We start from the raw sequence: 16,417 nt of genomic DNA on the forward strand, positions 1-16,417 counted from the left end.
GGACCACGTTGCTATCCTCGATCACGCCCCTATAGCTCAGTTTGGTAGAGCTACGGACTTTTAATCCGCAGGTCGTCGGTTCGAGCCCGACTGGGGGCACCACGATCGGCCGGGCGGCACAGGGCGCCCCCATTGGACCTGCCCGCCCCGCGCTGGGACACTCGGATCATGTCCGCACCCACCGCCACCGGCGGGCCCGCCCTGCGCATCGGCCCCCTCGAGCTCGCCTCACCGGTCGTCCTGGCGCCGATGGCGGGCGTCACCAATGTCGCCTTCCGCACGCTGTGCCGCGAACTCGAACGTGAGCAGCAGGGTTCGGTGTCCGGGCTCTACGTCTGCGAGATGGTGACGGCGCGGGCGCTCGTCGAACGCCAGCCGGGAACCCTGCACATGGCCACGTTCGCGCCCGACGAGTCCCCGCGCAGCCTGCAGCTGTACACGGTGGACGCCGAGTACACCTACGCGGCCGCCAAGATGATCGTCGACGAGGACCTGGCGGACCACATCGACATCAACTTCGGGTGCCCGGTCCCCAAGGTCACCCGACGCGGCGGCGGGTCGGCGATCCCCTACAAGCGGCGGCTGTTCCGCTCCATCGTCGCCGCGGCGGTCCGGGCCACCGAGGGCACCGACATCCCGGTCACGGTGAAGATGCGGGTGGGGATCGACGACGAGCACCACACCCATCTCGACGCCGGCCGCATCGCCGTCGACGAGGGCGCCAGGGCCGTCGCACTGCACGCACGGACCGCCGCCCAGCGGTACTCCGGCGAGGCGGACTGGTCGCAGATCTCCCGCCTGGTCGAGCACATCGGCGCGGTCTCTGATGTCCCGGTGCTGGGCAACGGCGACATCTTCTCCGCCGAGGACGCCGTCCGGATGCGGGAGCAGACCGGGTGCGCGGGCGTCGTGATCGGCCGGGGCTGTCTGGGCCGGCCGTGGCTCTTCTCCGAGCTCGCCGCCACCCTCGACGGGCGCGAGGCACCGGCCCCGCCCACGCTCGGCGAGGTCGGCCGCATCATGTACCGCCACGGCGAACTCCTCGCCGAACACCACGGTGAGAACAAGGGGATGCGCGACATCCGCAAACACGTGGCGTGGTACCTGCGGGGGTTCCCTGCCGGCTCCGGCAAGCGGGTGGCCCTGGCGGCCGTCCGCACCCTGGACGACCTTGCGGAGATGCTCGCCGATCTGCCCGCCGACGAGCCTTTCCCCGCCGACGGGTACGGCCCGCGCGGCCGCCAGGGATCGCCCTCCCGGGTTCTCCTGCCCGAGGGGTGGTTGGACGATCCGGAGGACGACGCGGTGGCTCTCGAGGGTGCGGACGCGGAGAACTCGGGCGGCTGAACCGGCACCTCCGGCACCGGCGCGGATGACGTGTCCCCCTGTTCATCGGCCGTTCATCGCCGGTATCGATAGTGCGGTTGACATGCCCGTATGCTGGTTCACATGCGTCTCGTCTACTCTGAAGAACTCGCGGATCTGGCCACCTCGATGGCCCGGATGTGCTCCCTCGCCACCGACGACATGGAGCTGGCGACCCACGCCCTCCTCCAGGTCGACCTCGTGGCCGCCGAGAGGGTTCTCCAGTCCTCGACGGAGATGTCCCGGCTGGCGACCGAGAACGAGGAACGCGGGTTCGCGCTCCTGGCCCTCCAGGCGCCGGTCGCCCGTGATCTCCGGCAGGTGGTCACCTCCATCCAGCTCGTCCAGGACCTCACCCGGATGGGCACGCTGGCAGGGCACGTCGCCAAGATCGTCCGTCGGAGGCATCCGGAGAGCGTGCTCCCGGAGCCCGTCAACGGGTACTTCGCCGAGATGGGCCGGGTCGCGGTCTCGCTCGGCCGGTCCGCCACCGAGGTGCTGCTCAACCGGGACGCCGAGCAGGCCGCCACCCTGGCCCAGCAGGACGACGCCGTCGACGACCTCCGCCGCCACCTGTTCACCCTGCTCACCGTGCGGGAGTGGAAGTGGGGAGTGGCGTCGGCGGTCGACGTGACCCTCCTCGGTCGCTACTACGAGCGGTTCGCGGACCACGCGGTGGAGGTGGCGCAGCGCGTGATCTTCCTCGCCACCGGCGAGTACGCCACCCTGGCGGAGGACGATCCCGAGCACTCCTCCGCCTCCAACGAGGAGCTGGTCCGCCGCTTCAACGAGACCGACAGGTCGTTGACGCACCGCGTCTCGGGGGACGACCCGGGGAAATCCGGCTCTTCGCATCTGAGCGTGGGTGAGGACGACACGCCGGTGAGGCGGTAGGGAGACGAGAGGGTCGAGGCCCTGAAGGATTGGAAGTACCACTACATCCGATCCTGAAAGGGCCTCGACCCATGTCTGAGCCTATCGGGTGCTGCCGGTCTGCCACCGGAACCGCACCTGCGCCCCGTTGTGTCCGCTGCGATCTTCTCGTCGGGCTCGACGACGTGTACGTCCTTGATGCGCGTCTGCGTGGCGAGCACCTGGAGGTGACCGTCGAATCCGAGCCGGGACCGGTCGGATGCCCGGACTGCGGCGCCGCCGGGGTGGGGCATGGACGGCAGGTGGTGCGTCTGGTCGACATCCCCGCGTTCGGCCGCCCCGTCACGATCATCTGGCGCAAACGCCGCTTCGTCTGCCCAGGCGGGGCGTGCGAACGTGTGACGTTCGTGGAGAACCTGCCTGGGCTTGCCTCGCCGCGGCATGCCACCACGGCCCGCGTCGTGGAGTGGGCAGTGGGACAGCTGCGCCGGGAGCACGCCACCGTCAGCGGACTGGCTCGTCAGCTCGGTACCGCGTGGCACACGGTGTGGACGCCGGTCAAGGCTGCATTGGAGGCGTTGGCCGATGATCCGGCCCGCTTCGACGGCGTCCGCACCCTCGGCGTCGATGAACACATCTGGCACCATGTCTCCCGGCGTAAGCGCGGCCCCAAGGAACTGACCGGGATGGTCGACCTCACCCGCGACGGGGACGGCAAAGTACAGGCCAGGCTGCTCGACCTCGTGCCAGGCCGCTCCGGGGTGGTGTTCGCAGACTGGCTCACCGCGCGGGGCAAGGGTTTCACCAGCGGCGTCGAGATCGCCGCGTTGGATCCGTTCCACGGCTACAAGCGAGCGATCGATGACGAACTCGAGGATGCCACCGCTGTTCTCGACGCTTTCCACGTGGTCAAGCTCGCCCTTGGCGCCGTGGACGAGGTCCGCCGGAGGTTGCAGCAGCAGATCTGCGGTCACCGCGGACGTAAAGGCGACCCGCTCTACGGGATCCGCACCATCATCCGCTGCGACCCCGACAGGCTCACCGAGCGCCAGTGGCGGCGGTTCGACGAGGCCCTGGCCGCCGACCCCCGACACGAGGAACTGTTCATCGCCTGGCAAGTCGCCCACGAACTCCGACAGGCCTACCACCACAAAGACCTGCCTGCCGGGCGCAGCGCTGCGGAGAAGGTACTCGCGACCTTGCCATCCTGCCCGATCCCGGAAATCGCCCGACTAGGACGAACGCTCCGCAAGTGGAAGGCCGCCTTCCTCGCGTACTGGACCACCGGCCGCTCCAACAACGGAGGAACCGAAGCGATCAATGGCCTCATCGAACTCCACCGGCGCCTGGCCCGCGGCTACCGCAACCGCGACAACTATCGCCTGCGGATGCTCCTCATCGCCGGCGGGCTACGGACCTGACCCCACGCTCAGATGCGAAGAGCCGGAAATCCGGACCCAGCTGACAGCCGGCCGGGCCGCGACGACGAGCGCCCCGGTACCCGCCTCGTGGGCGGGTACCGGGGCGCTCGGCTGTATCCGGCGGCTCAGCCGAATCGGCCGGAGACGTAGTCCTCGGTCTGCTTGTGGTCCGGGTTCGAGAAGATCTTCTCCGTCGAGTTGACCTCCACCAGCTGGCCCGGCATGCCGGTGGCCTCGAGCGAGAAGAACGCGGTCTGATCGGACACGCGCGCCGCCTGCTGCATGTTGTGCGTCACGATCACGATGGTGAACTCGCTCTTGAGCTCGGCGATGAGGTCCTCCACCGCGAGGGTGGAGATGGGGTCGAGCGCGGAGCAGGGCTCGTCCATGAGCAGGACCTGGGGCTCGATGGCGATCGCGCGGGCGATACACAGGCGCTGCTGCTGACCGCCGGAGAGCCCCCCGCCCGGCTTGTCCAGTCGATCCTTGACCTCGTTCCACAGATTGGCGCCGCGCAGCGACTTCTCGGCCACCTCGTCCAGGGTCTTCTTGTTCCTGACGCCCTGGAGCCTGAGACCGGCGGTGACGTTCTCCTTGATCGACATCGTCGGGAACGGGTTGGGCCGCTGGAACACCATGCCGATGGTCCGTCGGACGGCGACGGGGTCCACCTTCTTGTCGTAGATGTCGACGCCGTCGAGCTTGATGGATCCCGTGGCGTACGCGCCCGCGATCTCCTCGTGCATACGGTTGAGCGAGCGGAGCACGGTGGACTTGCCGCAGCCGGACGGGCCGATGAACGCGGTCACCGAGCGCGGGGGGACGTGGAGGTCGACGTCCTTCACGGCGTGGAAGTCACCGTAGAAGATGTCGACGTTCTCGAGGTCGAGTCGCTTGGCCATGACAGGGTCCTTACTTGGTCTTCGGCGCGAGCGCCTTGGAGGCGAACGTGGCGAGGACGTTCGCCAGCGCGATGATGATGATCAGGGTGAGGGCGGCGCCCCAGATCCGGTACTGGCCGGCTTCCGTCGGGTTCGAGAGCTGGTTGAAGATCAGCAGCGGCAGCGAGGCCATGTTGCCCTCGAAGAGGCTGTAGTTGAAGCTCGCCGTGTACCCCACGAGGATCAGTACCGGGGCGGTCTCGCCCATCACCCGGGCGATCGAGAGGAACACCCCGGAGATCATGCCCGACAGCGCGGTCGGGACCACGATGCTGACGATGGTCTTCCACTTGGGCACGCCGAGCGCGTAGGACGCCTCACGGAGCTCGTCCGGGACGAGCTTGAGCATCTCCTCGGTGGAGCGCACGATCAGCGGCAGCATGAGCAACACCAGCGCCAGGCTCACCGCGAACGCGCTGAGCTGGAACCTCAGCACCGAGACCCAGACGCCGAAGATGAAGATGGCGGCCACGACCGAGGGCACGCCCGCGAGCACGTCGACCATGAAGGTGGTCGGCTTGGCCAGCCTCGACTCGGGGTACTCGACCAGCATGATGCCCGCCGCCACCCCCAGCGGGATCGAGATGACCGCGGCGATGATCGCCTGGACGAGGCTGCCGTAGATGGCGTGCCCCACACCGCCACCCATCGAGGACGGGGAGACGAGGAAGAACGAGTTCGTCCACCAGGTGGGGTTGATGACCGCGGGGATACCGGACTCGATCACCTTGTAGAGCAGCGCCACCAGCGGGATGACGGCCAGCACGAAGCACAGCGAGAAGATCACCGTCGCCGCCCTGTCCTTGATCCTGCGGCTGCCGGCGATCGGCAGGAACGTGTCCGACGGCTTGGCGGGCTTGGCGAGGTCGGGAGTTGCCTGGGTCATCAGCCGTTGACCTTTCCACCGGACACGGAGCGTGCGATGAGGTTGACGAAGAAGGTGAGGATGAAGAGCACGAGACCCGCCGCGATGTAGGCACCGGTCGGCAGCGGGTGGTTGAACTCGGCCGCGCCCGACGCGATCTTGGAGGCGAACGTGAAGCCGCCGTCGAAGAGCGACAGCGTGCCGGGGGCGCTCGCGGCCCGCAGGATGATGAGGACCGCGACGGTCTCGCCGAGCGCCCGGCCGAGCGCGAGCATGGAGCCCGCGATCATGCCGGACTTGGCGTAGGGGAAGCACGTCATCCGGATCTTCTCCCACTTGGTGGCGCCCAGGGCGAGGGCGGCCTCCTGGTGGAGCGAGGGGGTCTGGCGGATGGTCTCGCGCGACATCGAGGTGATGATCGGCAGGATCATGATCGCCAGGACCACCCCGGCGGTGAAGATGGTCCCGCCGCCGGCGATCGACACGTTGCCGTCGCCGAAGAGGAAGATCCATCCGAGGTTCTCGTTGAGCCACGTGGACAACGGGACCAACAACGGCCCGAGCACGATCAGGCCCCACATGCCGTAGATGATCGACGGGACCGCCGCGAGCAGGTCGATGAGCGCCGACAGCGACCTCGACAGCCGGGCCGGTGCGTACTGCACGAGGAACGTCGCGATGCCGATGGACACCGGAACGGCGAGGAACAACGCGAAGAGCGAGCTCAGCACGGTCACCCTGAACATGTCGAGGATGCCGAACCGCATGTTGTCCGGATCGCTCGTGTTCCACTCGGACGACGTGAGGAAGTTGACGTTGTTCGCCAGGAGGGAGGGCGTCGCCTGCATGACCAGGACGATCGCGATCAGGGCGATGAGAGCGACGATGACGGCGCCGGCCGCCACCGTGACGCCCCGGAACACCGCGTCCGCCTTCTGCGAGGACCGGCCCTCGAGGAGGTCGCCCTTGGCGCCCTTCTCCGTATCCGGCACCGACCCCGAGCTGCCGGGGAGCCCGCCGGACTGCCCGGTGTTCCGGTCGGCGTGGCGGTCGACGGATTCGTGAACTGTCATGGGACCTTCAGTCGCTCGGGGGATGAGATGGCCGGTCACCGGCTCGCCGCGATCAGCGGCGGGCCGGTGACCCGGTGCATCAGGAGATCTCGGAGATGGCGGTCAGGAGCTGCTCGCGGAAGGCGTCGGGCACGGGGATGTAGCCCTCGTCCTCGAGCTGTGCCTGGACGTCCTCGGCCACCGCGATGTTGAGGAACGACCGGACGGCCGCGGCGGTCTCCGGATCCGCGTACGAGGAGCAGACGATCTCGTAGGTGGGGAGGATGATGGGGTAGGCGTCGGCGGCCTCGGGGACGTAGAACGACGAGGTGTCGATGACGAGGTCGTTGGTGCCCTCGTTCTGGAGCCGCGCCGAGTCGATGGTCACACCCGAGGTCTCGGCGTTGAGCTCGACGCCCTCCGGGTCCGCCGGGGTGATGACCTTGACCATCGAGAGGTCCTGGTTCTTCGCGTACGACCACTCGGTGTACGTGATGGTCCCCGGGGTCTGCCCGATGGCACCCGAGACACCCTCGTTGCCGCGGGCGCCCTCGCCGACACCACCGGTGAAGGTCTTGCCGGCGCCCTGCGTCCACGCACCCTCCGACGCCGCCTCCAGGTACTTCTGGAAGTTGTCGGTCGTGCCGGACTCGTCCGACCGGAAGATCACGGTGATGGGCTCGTCCGGGAGGTCCGTGCCCTCGTTCTCCTCGGCGATCGCCGGGTCGTTCCACGTGGTGATCTCACCGTTGAAGATCTTGGCGAGGGTGGGGCCGGAGAGCTTCAGCTCGACGCCGTCGAGGTTGTAGGCCACGGCGATCGGGCCGAAGACGGCGGGGATGTGCCACGCCTCGGAGTCGCACCGCTCCTCGGCCGCCGCGTAGTCGGCATCCTTGAGCGGGGAATCGGATCCACCGAAGTCCGTGATCCCGCCGGTGAACTCGCTCACGCCGGCGCCGGAGCCGTTGGAGTTGTAGTTCAGCGTCTGACCCTCGCAGCTCATGGCGTAGGAGTTGGCGAAGATCGTCATGGCGTTGTTCTGGGCGGAGGAGCCCGACGCGGTCAGGGTCTCCTTGCCCGCGCATTCCGCGTCGGAGACACTCTGCGCCGCGGTGTCACCGCTTCCGGTGTTGTCATCCGAGCAGGCGGCGAGCCCGACCGCCGTGAGGGCGGTGAGGCCGAGAAGAGCACCGGTGCGCTTGAGGTTCACTGAATCTCCTTGGTTCGTCCGGCGGATAGCCCCCCGAACACGTCTGTGGCGACTGCAACACAAAGCCGGGCCGATACCGAGACCCGACGAGCACAGAACCTAAGGGTCCGATATGAACGGTCTCGCCGGTCGAGATGAACGAGAGATGAACTCAGTGGATGCGTCACGGTTATGACCTCTCGGGGGATTCGTACGGCGCCCCCACCTGGGGTGATCGCCGACCTCCGAGGTCCCGGACGGGGGTCTCACGCCGAGGCGTAGGTCACATCTCGGTGCTCGACGGTGAATCCGAGCTTCTCGTAGGTCCGGATGGCCGCCGCGTTGTCACCCTCCACGTAGAGGACGACCGACTCCGCGCCCACCGGACCCTCCAGGTGAGCTACCCCCAGCGAGGTGAGCAGCCCTCCGAGCCCGCGCCCCTGGTCGGACGGGTCGACCGCCACGACGTAGACCTCGCCCTCCACGGGGGAACCGGGCTCACTCACCGTCTTGGTCCAGTGGAAGCCCGCGAGCCGGGGCACCGGACCGGTGGTGTCGACGGCCAGGAAGATCGCCCCGGGGTCCACCCACTCCACAGCCAGTCGCTCATCGAGCTGGGCGCGGGTCCATCCGCCCTGCTCCGGGTGCCACGAGAACGCGGCGTTGTTGACGCGGAGGAACTCCTCGCGGGCGTCCAGTCCGGGCCATCGGGTGCCGCCCTCGGAGGCCGCCTCGGCGAGTGTGCCGGTCTCGATCCCCTCGGCGGGCCGCGCGGCGGGAGGCGTGGAGCCGGCGGGGGTGCGCCGACGCATCTTGAGCAGCTCACGGGTACGGACCAGCCCTGCCGAGCCGGCGAGTGCGCGCGCGGCCGGCAGGTCACCGTGCGCCCACACCGCGGCGGAGGGTTCGAGGTCGAACACCGCGCGGACCAGCTCCGACCCGACCCCGCGTCGACGGTGCCCGGGGGCCACGACCATCTCGGCGGTCGCCTCCCCGCCGCTGCCGTCGAGCTGGGCGTAGCCCGCGACATCACCTTCGTCTCCGCGGACCAGGAGATGGCGGACGGCCTGCTCGTCGCCCGACCGGAGCGACCGCAGAGGCTGCTCGCCGAGCGGTGCCACCCCGTCCTCGGCCGCGGCGTCCCGGGCGACGGCCTCGATCAGCGCGGCCGTCTCGTCGTCCACCGCGTGCTCGATGGCGGTCATGCGTCTCCCCCGTCCTCCCTGCGGTCGGTCGGCCGGACCGCTTTGTACCCGACGTTACGCACGGTTCCGATGAGGGACTCGTGGTCGGGCCCCAGCTTGGCCCGCAGCCGTCGGACGTGGACGTCGACCGTCCGGGTTCCGCCGAAGAAGTCGTATCCCCAGACCTCCTGGAGGAGCTGGGCGCGGGAGAACACGCGTCCGGGGTGTTGACACAGGTGCTTGAGGAGTTCGAACTCCTTGTAGGTCAGGTCCAGGGGTCGCCCCTTCACCCGGGCGACGTAGGTCTCCTCGTCGATCACGAGCTCGCCCACCGTGAGCAACCCGCCGTCGGACTCCCCCTGCGCGGAGTGACGGGCGGCGGAGAGCCTGAACCGGGCGTCCACCTCCGCCGGTCCCGTGGTCGGCAGGATGATGTCGTCGAGACCCCAGTCCCCGCTGACCGCGATGAGCCCGCCCTCCGAGACCACCGCGATGACGGAGATGTCCGCGCTCCCCGACAGGAGGCGGCAGAGCGCGCGGGACGCCGCGAGATCACTCCGTGCGTCGACGACGGCGAGCGCGGCCCCCGACAGCTCGGCCACGGAGGAGGCGAGGGCCGGCAGCAGTCTGACCGAATGCGGCAGGAGCGACAGCGCGGGGACCACCGCCTCGGGGTCGGCTTCGGTCGTGAGGAGCACTACGTCCATGTGTCGCTTCCTCCTCGTCCGGGCGCCCAGACGATACTAGCGACCCGTCCCCCAGTTCCGACGATCGGAGTAGACCTGAACCCCATGAGAGCCCGTCGCAGTGTCACGGTGGCGACCGCCGCCCTGGCCGTCGTGGTGGTCGGCGCCTTCACCGTGGACTCCGTCAACGCCTCCATGGTGGAGGCGGACGTGTCCACCCGGATCCGCCCGGCGACCCCGGGGGTCGCGGCCCCGTCGGTGATGATCGGTGGGGGCCCGTCGACACGGTGGGCGGGGCCCGGGACACTGGCGTCGGCGTCGATCCGCGTCGAGGGTGTCACCCGCCCGGGTCTCGGTCCGGTGGCCGTGGAGGCGGCCGTCACCGATCTGTCCGTGCCGGAGGACCGGTCCGCCGACATGACCGCGGGTGCGGTCACCGTCTCCGTCCAGATCACCGGAGACTCGCTCGGCCCCGCCCTGGGGATGCGGGACGTCCTGGTCGGCGGCGCCGACGACCCGAGCCTCGCCGGGGGGGTCGAGCACCGGGCCCGCGTCACCGGGACCCTCGCGGGGACCGACACCCGGGTGTCGGCGATCGTCGACCTGGTCGTCGACGAGTCCGGCGCGCACCTCGTCCCGGTCGGGGCCGCGACGGGACCCTCCGGGTTCCCCGACCAGGACCCCGACCTCGCGGTGCGCCGGACCGCGCTGACCCTCTCCCCGGACGTCCTCCCCCTCGGGATCGCGGTGGAGACCCTCACCGTGCGGGGTGGGACGATCACCGCCGGCGGTACCGCCGGCCCGGGCACTACGCCGCTCGGCGACCTGGCCCGACCGGACCACTAGACTCCCCGACATGAGTCGCGACGACGTACTGGTCAGCACCCGCTGGGCCGAATCGCGCCTCGACGATGACTCGGTGGTCTTCCTCGAGGTCGACGAGGACGTGTCGGCGTATCACACCGACGGCCACATCCCCGGGGCCGTCGCGCTGAACTGGCGCACGGAGTTGCAGGAGGAGTACACGCGGGACCTCGTGGGCCGCGAGAGGTTCGGCGAACTCATGTCCGAACGCGGGATCACCCGCGATCACACGGTCGTGGTGTACGGCGGCAACCACAACTGGTTCGCCGCCTACGCCTACTGGTATCTGCGCCTCTACGGCCACGCCGACGTGCGGCTGCTCGACGGGGGTCGCATGCGGTGGGAGCGCGACGGACTACCTCTCGACACCGATGTACCCCGGCGTCCGGTGACCGCTTACGTGGCCGACCCGCAGGATCTGTCGATCCGCGCGTTCCGCGACGACGTCCTGGCGGGGCTGGGCAACGACGCGCTCGTGGACGTCCGCTCGGTCGACGAGTACACCGGCAGGCTCGCGGCGCCGGCCGGGCTACCCCAGGAGGGCGGGCGTCAACGCGGACACATCCCGGGCGCCGTGAGCATCCCCTGGAACCGCGCCGTGACCCGCGACGGCACCTTCCGCACCGACGCCGACCTCCGCGAGATCTACGCGGACTTCCTCGACGAACCCGGTCGCCGCGTGGTGACCTACTGCCGGATCGGTGAGCGCTCCAGCCACACGTGGTTCGTCCTCCACGAGCTCCTCGACCAGCCCGACGTGGTCAACTACGACGGCAGCTGGGTGGAGTACGGCTCACTGATCGGTGTCCCGGTCGAGCGGTGAGGATCCTCCTCGCCCCGCTCGGGCGATCGACTCGCTAATCTCTGGGGCATGTCACTTCTCTCCCGAGCGTTCGGACTGGCCGCACGCGCCTCCGTCGTCGCCGTCGGCGCCTCCGTGGCCTCCGCCGTTATCGTCGGCGTCGACCAGCGACGGGGCGCGGTCCCCCAGGTCCCGGACCACCCCGGCCCGTACTCCCCCGCGGAGCGCGAGGCGGCGGTGCGGATGTACCTCACCGCGCTCACGCTGCCCGCGGCCGCGTTCCGGGTGCCCTTCGCGCCGGACTGCGTCCGGCGGGAGAACGGGCTCAGGACCGGGTTCGGCGCCGACCACCTCAAGTGGGACCTGCACCTGCACCTGCAGTACTCGACCATCCGGGAGGTGCGCGACATCGTGATCACCGTCGATCCGCCGGGACGCGAGGGCGTCGTGCACGCGGACTTCACCCTCGTGACCGTGGTGGGGCTCAGGGCACGGGTCAGCGAGGACTTCGTGGTACCCCCCGAGGACTGCCTGATCCACTCGATCGACGCCCGCATCTCACTCGGCTGACACCCTCGGGGTTAGGATTAGACCATGGTGCTCTTCTTCGAGATCCTCCTCGTCCTCTGCACGCTGGCCATCACATGGGTCACCTGCTACATCGTGTACCGCACGGTCACCGACGAGTCGTGACGGACGGCGGCCACACCGGCGCGGTCGACCCGACGTCGTCCACCCCCGAGGGGGGAGACGGCGGCTCGGCCGTCCGCGGGTCCGCGAACGCGGCGGTCGATGCCGCGGCGCAGCGTTCCGAGCAGACCGCGGGTCGGAACATCCCGGCGTTCTCCGACCTCCCGGTCCCGGGGGACACGGCCAACCTCCGGTTCGGTCCTGACCTGCACCCGGGCCTTCTCGCCCTGCTCCCCCTGGTGGGGGTCTGGGAGGGCGAGGGCGAGGCGGACACCGCCGACCGGGGCGAGCACCGCTTCGGCCAGCAGATCGTCGTCTCCCACGACGGGGAGAACTACCTGAGCTGGAGTTCCCGCGCCTGGACGTTCGACACGGGCGGGGCGGTCGACGACGCCGCCTACCGCGAGTCGGGGTTCTGGCGGATCTCCGCGGACGACCAGCTCGAGTTCCTGGTGGCGCACGCCTCCGGGGTCATCGAGATGTACTACGGGGCGCCGATCAACCAGGCCGCGTGGGAGATGGCGACCGACGTCGTGCTCGCCTCCCCCACCGGCCCGGAGCGTGGCGGCGCCAAGCGCATCTACGGGATCGTCGAGGGCGGCGACCTGGGGTGGGTCGAGGAGCGCGTCCACCCGGAGAAGGGCCTGGTCCCGCACATGTCGGCGCGCCTGCGGCGCGTCGCCGGCTGACCGCGCCCGTCGCCGGCTGACCGCGCCCGTCGCCGGCTGACCGCGCCCGGCGTCGGCCTACCGACCCGTGGTCCGCGTCGGCCTTCGGACCGGCGACGGGTGTCGGCCGATGTCCCGCACGGGACGTCAGGCCCGCCCGACCGCCCGGTCGACCATCCCGGCGACGTCGATCCCGGGATACGCCCCGTCCAGCGTCACGTCGTCGATCCGGCGGACCCGGGCGGCGAGGGTGACCGAGGAGAGCAACCACACGGCGTCGGCCGTGAGCAGATCCGACAGCAGGAGCCGTTCGCGGCGGACCGGTACACCCTCCCGCTCCGCGACCTCGGCGAGCGCCCCGAGCGTGGTGCCCTCGAGGATCCCGACCTCCGCCGGCGGACTGACGAGTTCACCCGATCGGGCGATGAGGATCGTCGACCGGGGGCCCTCGAGTACCTCTCCCTCGGAGGACAGATACACCACGTCGTCGTACCCGTCGGCGGCCGCGTGGCGTAGGGCGGCCATGTTGGACGCGTAGGACAGGGTCTTGGCGCCCAGCAGCATCCAGGGCGCCGACGCGGCGAAGTCCGCCGGGAACCCCCTGCCCAGCACGGTCACGGCGATGCCCTCCGCACGCGCCCGCACGGCGTGCGGACCGACCGGGGCGACGGTGATGTAGGCCGTCTCCGGCCCCCCGCGCTCGGGGCCACGGGACAGCACCAGGCGCAGCATCCCCTCGGAACCCGGGCCCCATTCCCGCGCGGCCAACGCGATCCCCGCCCCCCACTCCCCGGCCGTGGGTCCGGTGAGACCGAGAGCAGCTGCCGACCTGGCCAACCGGGCGAGATGTCGCTCCGGTTTGGCCGGTCGACCACCCACGACGAGCAGGGTCTCGAAACACCCGTCCCCCCGGACGGCGGCGAGGTCGTCGGCGAGCAGCAACGGCTCGCCGGCGGGGTGCACCCGGGGGTGTGGGCCGTCCGGCCCGCCGGCGACCAGGACGACCACCCGCGCGTCCGCCCCCCGGTCCGTCGCCCGGTCCGCTCCTTCTCCTGCCGCAGTGCCCATGGCGGCAACACTACGACGACGCACGTAGGATCGCGATCGTGACCGTCCCAGCTGTGCCAGACCGGACCGACGATGGCTACCAGAGCCCGATCCTGACCCGTCCCGGTGCCGTGGACACCACGGGACCGGGCCCGGACGCCGGGGTCCCGTTCCACTATGGCGACCCCTTCGGTGAGCAGCGCGCGGCCACCACCTCCGTGGTGGTCGTCGACCGCTCCCACCGCGACGTGCTGACCATCGGCGGCGGCGAGCGGCTGACCTGGCTCGAGGGCTTCGTCTCCCAGCACGTGTCCGAACTCGCGGACCGCCGTGGTGGCGAGACGCTGATCCTGGACGCCAACGGCCGGGTGGAGCACCACATGGTGCTCTCCGACGTCGACGGGACCCTCGTCATGGACACCGAACCCGGCCGGGGCGCGGCGCTGCTCACGTTCCTGTCCCGGATGGTCTTCTGGGCCGACGCGACTCCGGAGGCCGCCGACCTCGTCGTCGTCACCCTCGCCGGCACCGGGCTCCCCGGTGCCCTCACCGCTCCGGACGGGACCACGGTGGAGCTCCCCGTCGGCGACTACGCGAGCGTCCCGCTGCCGGGGGGCGGGATCGCGCGACGGATGCCGTGGCCGTTGGCGGGCTCGGTCGATCTCCTCGTCCCCCGGGCCGGACTGCCCGCCTGGTTCGACGCAGCGGTCCGGGCCGGCGCCCGTCCGGCCGGCTCGTGGGCGTTCGAGGCCCTCCGCGCGGTGGAGACGGACCCACTCCGGGCCCGGCTCGGCGTGGACACCGACGAGAAGACCATCCCCCACGAGGTCCCCACGTGGATCGGCGAGGTGGCACAGCGCGGCGCGGTCCACCTGGACAAGGGGTGCTACCGGGGCCAGGAGACGGTCTCCCGCGTCCACAACCTCGGCAAGTCCCCCCGGGTCCTCGTACGGCTGCACCTGGACGGCTCCGGCGGCGACCAGTCGCTCTCCCCCGGCGCCGAGGTCCTCGCCGGTGGCCGCACCGTCGGGCGCGTCGGGACCGTCGTCCAACACCACGAATACGGCCCCGTGGCGCTCGCCCTGATCAAGAGGTCGGTGGCCCCGGACACCGTTCTCGAGGTGGAGGGTGTCTCCGCCGCCATCGATCCCGACTCCGTCCCGCACGACTCGGGCCCGCAGGCCGGACGTGAGGCGATCCGCAGGCTGCGCGGTCAGGCGTAGGAGCCGGACGTGGCCCCCACGACACCCGGGCGGACATTCCGCGCCGGGCACGCTATCCTGTGGACAGGCAGATACTCACATTGATGGGCACCCCCGAGGTGGCCCAGCACCGTTTCCGAGGGGGTCAGGTCAATGGGCCGAGGCCGCGCGAAGGCGAAGCAGACCAAGGTCGCTCGCGAACTCAAGTACAACACTCCGCAGACGGACCTAGAACGTCTCCAGGCGGAGTTGGCCGGTGGTGGCGCACCCACCACACGACTCAGCTCCGAACGGCCCGGTACTGAGGAGGACGACGACCCCTACGGGTCGTGGTCCGACGGCGACAGCAGGTTCTGACCGCACTCCCCGAACGCCACACGGACGTGGGCCGGGCATCCAGCGAGGATGCCCGGCCCACGTCCGTGTGGCGGGGTGCGCCGCCCGGCTAGAAGCGGGCGTGTGATCCCTCGAGGACGACGCGCGGTCCGTCCGCGGCGACCTCCCCTGCCTTGTCCACGTGACCGATCACCCAGTTGTCCACGTGCCGGGCCGTGAGCACCGCCTGCGCGCGGTCCACGTCCTCGGCCGGGAGGACGGCGATCATCCCGACGCCCATGTTGAACGTCCGCTCCATCTCGGCCTGCTCGACACGGCCGTGGTGGGCGATCGTGCCGAACACGGCGGGCACGGGCCACCGGCCACGGTCGAGACGCGCGACCAGTCCGCGCGGCATGACCCGCGCGAGATTCTCCGCCAGCCCTCCGCCGGTGACGTGGCTGAACACCCGGACGTCGGTCTCGGCGATGAGGCTCAGACAATCCAGGGCGTAGATGCGGGTGGGCTCGAGGAGTTCCTCGCCCAGGGTCCGACCGAACTCCTCCACGTGCCCCTCCAGCGGGAGGCGGGCGAGCTCCAGGAGCACGTGCCGGGCCAGCGAGTACCCGTTGGAATGCAGGCCCGAGGACGCCATCCCCACGATCACGTCGCCGGGGCGGACGTTCTCCGCCTTGAGGACCTCGTCGGCCTCGACGATCCCGACCCCGGTGCCCGAGATGTCGTACTCGCCGGGGGCCATCAGTCCCGGGTGCTCGGCGGTCTCGCCGCCCAGCAGTGCGCAGCCGGCCCGGACGCAGCCCTCGGCGATCCCCTCGACGATGTCGGCCACGTGCTCCGGCACGACCTTGCCGATCGCGATGTAGTCCTGGAGGAACAGCGGCTCGGCCCCGCACACCACCAGGTCGTCCACCACCATGGCCACGAGGTCGATGCCCACCGTGTTGTGGACGTCCATGGCCTGCGCCACCGCGATCTTGGTCCCGACGCCGTCCGTCGACGAGGCCAGGAGCGGTTGACGGTAGGAGTTCCTCAGCGAGAACAGCCCGGCGAAGCCCCCGAGGCCACCCATCACCTCCGGCCGGGTCGCGCGCTTGGCGTGCGGCGCGAAGAGCTCGACGGCGCGTTCGCCGGCGTCGATGTCGACTCCGGCGGCGGCGTACGAGGCGCCGCTCGCGGGGTGGGGGTTCTCGGTCATCTTCGGTTCTCCTCATCGGCGCCCGTGGTCGGGCGCC

The 16,417-nt window shown here is 70.3% G+C and carries 17 protein-coding genes and 1 tRNA gene; 10 read left to right on the forward strand and 8 right to left on the reverse strand.

The features are described 5' to 3' along the window. Positions 1–25 precede the first annotated feature (25 nt). The 4 genes from ABD250_RS04960 to ABD250_RS04975 all read left to right on the forward strand — a co-directional run bounded on the left by ABD250_RS04960 (position 26) and on the right by ABD250_RS04975 (position 3,659). Positions 26–102: transfer RNA gene (locus tag ABD250_RS04960), tRNA-Lys, on the forward strand. A gap of 66 nt (positions 103–168) precedes the next feature. Further along, positions 169–1,347, forward strand: a complete 1,179-nt coding sequence (gene dusB / locus ABD250_RS04965; RefSeq protein WP_179524628.1) for a tRNA dihydrouridine synthase DusB — start codon at positions 169–171, stop codon at positions 1,345–1,347. A 102-nt stretch (positions 1,348–1,449) separates the two neighbouring features. Continuing rightward, on the forward strand, positions 1,450–2,259 hold the full coding sequence (gene phoU, locus ABD250_RS04970) for a phosphate signaling complex protein PhoU (protein ID WP_182658567.1): 810 nt from the start codon (positions 1,450–1,452) through the stop codon (positions 2,257–2,259). Between the two features lie 71 nt (positions 2,260–2,330). Continuing rightward, entirely contained in the window at positions 2,331–3,659 is a 1,329-nt protein-coding gene (locus tag ABD250_RS04975; protein WP_366222776.1) for an ISL3 family transposase, read from the forward strand. 125 nt (positions 3,660–3,784) lie between these two features. Here ABD250_RS04975 and pstB read toward each other — a convergent pair whose 3' ends face one another. From pstB to ABD250_RS05005, 6 genes are all read right to left on the reverse strand, one after another. Continuing rightward, positions 3,785–4,561: a phosphate ABC transporter ATP-binding protein PstB gene (gene pstB, locus ABD250_RS04980; RefSeq protein ID WP_179524626.1), complete on the reverse strand. Its 777-nt coding sequence runs from the start codon at positions 4,559–4,561 to the stop codon at positions 3,785–3,787. A gap of 10 nt (positions 4,562–4,571) precedes the next feature. Continuing rightward, the gene (pstA, locus tag ABD250_RS04985) at positions 4,572–5,486 is read right to left on the reverse strand and encodes a phosphate ABC transporter permease PstA (protein WP_179524625.1); all 915 of its coding nucleotides are present in this window, start codon (positions 5,484–5,486) and stop codon (positions 4,572–4,574) included. Then, positions 5,486–6,538 (reverse strand): phosphate ABC transporter permease subunit PstC, encoded by a 1,053-nt coding sequence (pstC, locus tag ABD250_RS04990; protein WP_182618104.1) that lies wholly within the window; start codon positions 6,536–6,538, stop codon positions 5,486–5,488. Before pstC ends, pstA begins: the two co-directional genes overlap by 1 nt. 79 nt (positions 6,539–6,617) lie before the next feature. Further along, a complete protein-coding gene (gene pstS, locus ABD250_RS04995) occupies positions 6,618–7,727 on the reverse strand; it encodes a phosphate ABC transporter substrate-binding protein PstS (protein WP_182659483.1) in 1,110 nt (369 codons plus the stop codon). 245 nt (positions 7,728–7,972) lie between these two features. After that, positions 7,973–8,911 carry a mycothiol synthase gene (mshD, locus tag ABD250_RS05000; RefSeq protein ID WP_344391024.1) on the reverse strand — a complete coding sequence of 313 codons (939 nt, stop codon included), beginning with the start codon at positions 8,909–8,911 and terminating at the stop codon, positions 7,973–7,975. Next, positions 8,908–9,597, reverse strand: a complete 690-nt coding sequence (locus ABD250_RS05005; protein ID WP_179524621.1) for a winged helix-turn-helix domain-containing protein — start codon at positions 9,595–9,597, stop codon at positions 8,908–8,910. Before ABD250_RS05005 ends, mshD begins: the two co-directional genes overlap by 4 nt. An 84-nt stretch (positions 9,598–9,681) precedes the next feature. On the opposite strand from ABD250_RS05005, the gene ABD250_RS05010 reads away from it, so the two are divergent. The 4 genes from ABD250_RS05010 (at position 9,682) to ABD250_RS05025 (ending at position 12,621) form a co-directional block, all read left to right on the forward strand. Continuing rightward, positions 9,682–10,422 (forward strand): LmeA family phospholipid-binding protein, encoded by a 741-nt coding sequence (locus ABD250_RS05010; RefSeq protein ID WP_182659297.1) that lies wholly within the window; start codon positions 9,682–9,684, stop codon positions 10,420–10,422. A gap of 10 nt (positions 10,423–10,432) precedes the next feature. Then, positions 10,433–11,263, forward strand: a complete 831-nt coding sequence (locus tag ABD250_RS05015; RefSeq protein WP_182640001.1) for a sulfurtransferase — start codon at positions 10,433–10,435, stop codon at positions 11,261–11,263. Between the two features lie 48 nt (positions 11,264–11,311). Continuing rightward, positions 11,312–11,812, forward strand: coding sequence for a DUF8021 domain-containing protein (locus ABD250_RS05020; RefSeq protein WP_182644798.1), 501 nt, complete (start codon positions 11,312–11,314; stop codon positions 11,810–11,812). Positions 11,813–11,931: 119 nt separating this feature from the next. After that, positions 11,932–12,621, forward strand: a complete 690-nt coding sequence (locus ABD250_RS05025; RefSeq protein ID WP_182659298.1) for a heme-binding beta-barrel domain-containing protein — start codon at positions 11,932–11,934, stop codon at positions 12,619–12,621. 126 nt (positions 12,622–12,747) lie between these two features. Here ABD250_RS05025 and ABD250_RS05030 read toward each other — a convergent pair whose 3' ends face one another. Further along, entirely contained in the window at positions 12,748–13,668 is a 921-nt protein-coding gene (locus tag ABD250_RS05030) for an aminodeoxychorismate lyase (protein WP_241730827.1), read from the reverse strand. A gap of 38 nt (positions 13,669–13,706) precedes the next feature. Here ABD250_RS05030 and ygfZ point away from each other — a divergent pair, with 38 nt between their 5' ends. Both ygfZ and ABD250_RS05040 read left to right on the forward strand, forming a co-directional pair. After that, the gene (gene ygfZ / locus ABD250_RS05035; protein ID WP_182659461.1) at positions 13,707–14,870 is read left to right on the forward strand and encodes a CAF17-like 4Fe-4S cluster assembly/insertion protein YgfZ; all 1,164 of its coding nucleotides are present in this window, start codon (positions 13,707–13,709) and stop codon (positions 14,868–14,870) included. A gap of 132 nt (positions 14,871–15,002) precedes the next feature. Then, positions 15,003–15,206: a DUF3073 domain-containing protein gene (locus ABD250_RS05040; RefSeq protein WP_182659462.1), complete on the forward strand. Its 204-nt coding sequence runs from the start codon at positions 15,003–15,005 to the stop codon at positions 15,204–15,206. Positions 15,207–15,294: 88 nt separating this feature from the next. Here the strand turns inward: ABD250_RS05040 and purM are convergent, their stop codons facing one another. Continuing rightward, positions 15,295–16,380, reverse strand: a complete 1,086-nt coding sequence (gene purM, locus ABD250_RS05045) for a phosphoribosylformylglycinamidine cyclo-ligase (protein WP_182659463.1) — start codon at positions 16,378–16,380, stop codon at positions 15,295–15,297. Positions 16,381–16,417 lie beyond the last annotated feature (37 nt).

Source organism: Dietzia cercidiphylli (assembly GCF_039531545.1).
Taxonomy (GTDB): domain Bacteria; phylum Actinomycetota; class Actinomycetes; order Mycobacteriales; family Mycobacteriaceae; genus Dietzia; species Dietzia natronolimnaea.

Bases quoted from the DNA above. Each gene is read 5' to 3' on its own strand.
- dusB (WP_179524628.1), top strand. From the start codon at position 169: ATGTCCGCACCCACCGCCACCGGCGGGCCCGCCCTGCGCATCGGCCCC.
- phoU (WP_182658567.1), top strand. From the start codon at position 1,450: ATGCGTCTCGTCTACTCTGAAGAACTCGCGGATCTGGCCACCTCGATG.
- ABD250_RS04975 (WP_366222776.1), top strand. From the start codon at position 2,331: ATGTCTGAGCCTATCGGGTGCTGCCGGTCTGCCACCGGAACCGCACCT.
- pstB (WP_179524626.1), bottom strand. From the start codon at position 4,561: ATGGCCAAGCGACTCGACCTCGAGAACGTCGACATCTTCTACGGTGAC.
- pstA (WP_179524625.1), bottom strand. From the start codon at position 5,486: ATGACCCAGGCAACTCCCGACCTCGCCAAGCCCGCCAAGCCGTCGGAC.
- pstC (WP_182618104.1), bottom strand. From the start codon at position 6,538: ATGACAGTTCACGAATCCGTCGACCGCCACGCCGACCGGAACACCGGG.
- mshD (WP_344391024.1), bottom strand. From the start codon at position 8,911: ATGACCGCCATCGAGCACGCGGTGGACGACGAGACGGCCGCGCTGATC.
- ABD250_RS05005 (WP_179524621.1), bottom strand. From the start codon at position 9,597: ATGGACGTAGTGCTCCTCACGACCGAAGCCGACCCCGAGGCGGTGGTC.
- ABD250_RS05010 (WP_182659297.1), top strand. From the start codon at position 9,682: ATGAGAGCCCGTCGCAGTGTCACGGTGGCGACCGCCGCCCTGGCCGTC.
- ABD250_RS05015 (WP_182640001.1), top strand. From the start codon at position 10,433: ATGAGTCGCGACGACGTACTGGTCAGCACCCGCTGGGCCGAATCGCGC.
- ABD250_RS05020 (WP_182644798.1), top strand. From the start codon at position 11,312: ATGTCACTTCTCTCCCGAGCGTTCGGACTGGCCGCACGCGCCTCCGTC.
- ABD250_RS05030 (WP_241730827.1), bottom strand. From the start codon at position 13,668: ATGGGCACTGCGGCAGGAGAAGGAGCGGACCGGGCGACGGACCGGGGG.
- ABD250_RS05040 (WP_182659462.1), top strand. From the start codon at position 15,003: ATGGGCCGAGGCCGCGCGAAGGCGAAGCAGACCAAGGTCGCTCGCGAA.
- purM (WP_182659463.1), bottom strand. From the start codon at position 16,380: ATGACCGAGAACCCCCACCCCGCGAGCGGCGCCTCGTACGCCGCCGCC.